The sequence below is a fragment of the Microcystis sp. LE19-41.2A genome, from assembly GCF_027530405.1.
GTDB lineage: Bacteria > Cyanobacteriota > Cyanobacteriia > Cyanobacteriales > Microcystaceae > Microcystis > Microcystis aeruginosa.
Genome location: NZ_JAPZQJ010000593.1, coordinates 1 through 3,466, shown reverse-complemented (window position 1 = coordinate 3,466; position 3,466 = coordinate 1). Strand labels below are relative to the sequence as shown.

The 3,466-nt window shown below is 48.1% G+C and carries 3 protein-coding genes; all 3 read left to right on the top strand.

Going from position 1 to position 3,466, the window contains the following annotated elements:
- The first annotated feature begins 277 nt into the window (after positions 1-277).
- The 3 genes from O9290_RS28320 to argJ all read left to right on the top strand — a co-directional run bounded on the left by O9290_RS28320 (position 278) and on the right by argJ (position 2,930).
- Positions 278-457 carry a hypothetical protein gene (locus O9290_RS28320; RefSeq protein WP_002759620.1) on the top strand — a complete coding sequence of 60 codons (180 nt, stop codon included), beginning with the start codon at positions 278-280 and terminating at the stop codon, positions 455-457.
- On the top strand, positions 436-1,536 hold the full coding sequence (gene prfA / locus O9290_RS24740; protein ID WP_288054612.1) for a peptide chain release factor 1: 1,101 nt from the start codon (positions 436-438) through the stop codon (positions 1,534-1,536). The genes O9290_RS28320 and prfA overlap by 22 nt, the downstream gene beginning before the upstream one ends.
- 152 nt (positions 1,537-1,688) lie before the next feature.
- On the top strand, positions 1,689-2,930 hold the full coding sequence (argJ, locus tag O9290_RS24735; RefSeq protein WP_288054610.1) for a bifunctional ornithine acetyltransferase/N-acetylglutamate synthase: 1,242 nt from the start codon (positions 1,689-1,691) through the stop codon (positions 2,928-2,930).
- Positions 2,931-3,466: the final 536 nt, after the last annotated feature.

Below are 3,466 nucleotides of genomic sequence, written 5' to 3'. Positions count from 1 at the left end.
AAAATAAGCATAAAATTGCATAAAATAACCAAATAGAGCATTTAATTGATTAATGCTCATTCTTAATTCTCCTGACTACTGACTACTGGCTCGGAGACTCCTCACCTAAAGGAAGATTTTTGATTTTTGCAAGAGGTCTATTACTTGCTCAAACCGGCCAAAAAATGATAGTTTCAGATATAGGAATAATCTGGTTAAGAAAAAAAATGTCTTCCCTTGCCGCTTGCTGGCCTAAAAATATTTCTAAGTATTAGCAAAACTGACTGACTGTCAGCAGTTGGGCGGGATTTTTCCGATCTCGAAGAACCCCAAACCAAGAAAATTAAGACAATTAAAAGGATTGCGTCTCTATTATCTGTCAGACGCTTCTAATCCAGTGAATTTGCGGGTTATCTTCCAATTAACCCCGTTTAACCCTATTTGTGGCTATCGATTATGGCTGAAAGTTATTTACTAGACAAACTGCAATCTGTAGAACAGACCTACAAAGAATTAACCCGTCGTCTAGCGGATCCCGATGTCACCGGTAATCCGGGTGAATTGCATCGTCTGGCCAAATCCCGCGCTTCCCTAGAGGAAACGGTCAACACTTACGAAATTTGGCAAAAAAGTCAAGAGGATTTAATCGGTGCGAAACAAATCTTCAAAGAATCCGCCAGCGATCCCGAATTAAGGGAAATGGCCGCCCTAGAAGTGGCAGAATTAGAGGAAAAAATCGCCACTTTGGAAGACCAATTAACAATTCTGCTGCTGCCCCGGGATCCCCTCGATGAAAAGAATATCATGCTAGAAATTCGCGCTGGGACCGGAGGTGATGAGGCCAGTATTTGGGCGGGGGATTTAGTTCGCTTGTACTCAAAATATGCCGAAACTCAAAACTGGAAAGTTAGCCTTTTGAGTGAATCTCCGGCGGATATGGGAGGATTTAAAGAGGCAATTTTAGAGATTAAAGGCGATAACGTCTATAGTAAGCTGAAATTTGAGGCGGGAGTCCATCGGGTGCAGCGGGTTCCTCTGACGGAAGCCAGTGGTCGCGTCCACACTTCTACCGCTACCGTGGCGATTATGCCAGAAGTGGACGATGTGGAAGTGCATATCGATCCCAAGGATATTGAGTTAACCACGGCTAGATCCGGGGGGGCAGGCGGTCAAAATGTCAATAAAGTGGAAACTGCCGTCGATTTAATCCATAAACCCACGGGAATCCGAGTTTTTTGTACCGAGGAGCGATCGCAATTGCAAAACCGGGAACGAGCTATGCAGATTCTCCGGGCGAAACTGTACGATATGAAGTTACAGGAACAACAGGAAGCGGTCAGTTCCATGCGACGCTCTCAGGTGGGAACTGGTTCCCGTTCGGAAAAAATTCGCACCTATAACTATAAGGATAATCGTCTCACCGATCATCGCTTAAATCAGAATTTTTCCCTCGATCGCATTTTAGACGGCGATATCGAAGATGTGATCCAATCCTGTATCGCCAAGGATCAACAGGAAAAACTGGAGGAATTAGCCGCTGCCCAAGAGACAGCTTAATCAGAACACAGGAGACTCCGAGACTCCTGGATTATTTTTATTTATGCTCCCCACTCCCCTCTCCCCAACCCGCAACGGTCAAACCCTTTGCTACTTTTTGGCTTTTTACTTGCTATAATCGATCGTCGAATTTGAGTAGGAGACGGGAGAAAATGGCCGATTGGCAGGAAATAGAGGGGGGGATCACGGCCCCAAAAGGATTTAAATCCGCAGGGATGGCCGCAGGGCTAAAACCGTCCGGTTTGCCCGATTTAGCCCTAATTGTCTCGGAAACAGAAGCGATCGCCGCAGGAGTCTTTACCACCAGTCAAGTGCGCGCCGCTTGCGTCGATTATTGCCGTCAACGCCTACAAACTAAAGCCAGCGCCAGGGCGATTTTGTGTAATGCCGGCCAAGCAAACGCCGCCACGGGGGAAGCTGGATGGCAAGATGCCCTCGATAGTGCCGCCTCCTTGAGCCAAGTTTTAGGGATTCCCGCCGATGCAATTTTGCTGGCTTCTACAGGAGTCATCGGGCAACGGATTCGCATGGATGCGTTAACCGCCGCTTTACCGACCTTAGCAGGTTTATTGTCGGAAAATGGTGGCGAAAGCACGGCCCGGGCGATTATGACCACGGATCTAGTCCCCAAATCGATCGCCTTGCAAACCACCATCGATGGTCGTCCGGTCACAATTGGGGGAATTGCCAAGGGATCGGGGATGATTCACCCGAATATGGCGACGATGCTCTCCTTTATTACCTGTGATGCCGCAGTATCGACGGTTCTCTGGCAAAGTATGTTAAGTCGGGCGGCTAATAAAAGTTTTAATCAGATTACGGTGGATGGGGACACCAGTACCAATGACAGTCTGATCGCCTTGGCTAACGGTCAATCGCGCACCACAGCGATCACAGAAATGGGCCGGGATGCCCAAAAGTTAGAGGCCATGTTAACGGAAGTTTGTCAATACCTGGCCAAAGCGATCGCCCGGGATGGGGAAGGAGCCACCTGTTTAATAGAAGTGCGGGTTTCGGGGGCGGCCGATGATCAGTCCGCTCGTCAGATTGCTCGCACCATTGCCGGTTCTTCCTTGGTAAAATCGGCGGTTTTCGGTCGAGATCCCAACTGGGGACGAATTGCGGCGGCCGCGGGCCGGGCCGGGGTTGTCTTCCATCAAGAAGATCTACAAATTAAGTTAGGCGACTTCGTGATGATGGAAAATGGTCAACCTCTGGCGTTCGATCGAGCTAGTGCCAGTAATTACCTGAAAGCGGCAGCAAGCGGGGCTTATTTACGAGAAGATACCGTTTTAATGTCTATCTGTATCGGTAACGGTTCGGGAACAGGTACGGCCTGGGGTTGCGATCTTAGTTACGATTACGTCAAAATTAACGCCGAGTACACCACTTAGGGTTTGCTGAAAAAGCTTTTCCTAGGGGCAGGGTGTGGGGTGTGGGGTGTGGGGTGTGGGGTGTGGGGTTTTACCTATTTTCAGGTGGTCAGTTACCTAATTTTCAGGGAAAAAGTCCAGGGATTTTCCCCCCGATCCCCGCAACGGCTGGTACTTTTTGAGGGAAAAAAAGTCTAAAAGTCTGATCCAACAAGGTTTTTAGATTTATTCAGCAAGCCCTACTTAAAGCGATCGATTCTCTAAACAGGCTCTCTTGTCCTTGCTGGATTGTATCCCAACAGCTTGATCAAAGGTTGACGTTAGGCTCTAGTCTATACCGACAATCTCGATGATCGATCCTGTTGATTACACAGCAGCCAAGAGAGCCGATTACTCGATTAACAGACAAACTTTAATGGTTGGATTGTAAGTAGCTGGTTATAATTAAATTAAAAATGGATTTTAGGTTCGATCCCCCCTGCCCCCCTTGATAAGGGGGGTGCCGATCCCCCCTTAGTCCCCCCTTTAATCCCCCCTTAATAAGGGGGGCATCTGAC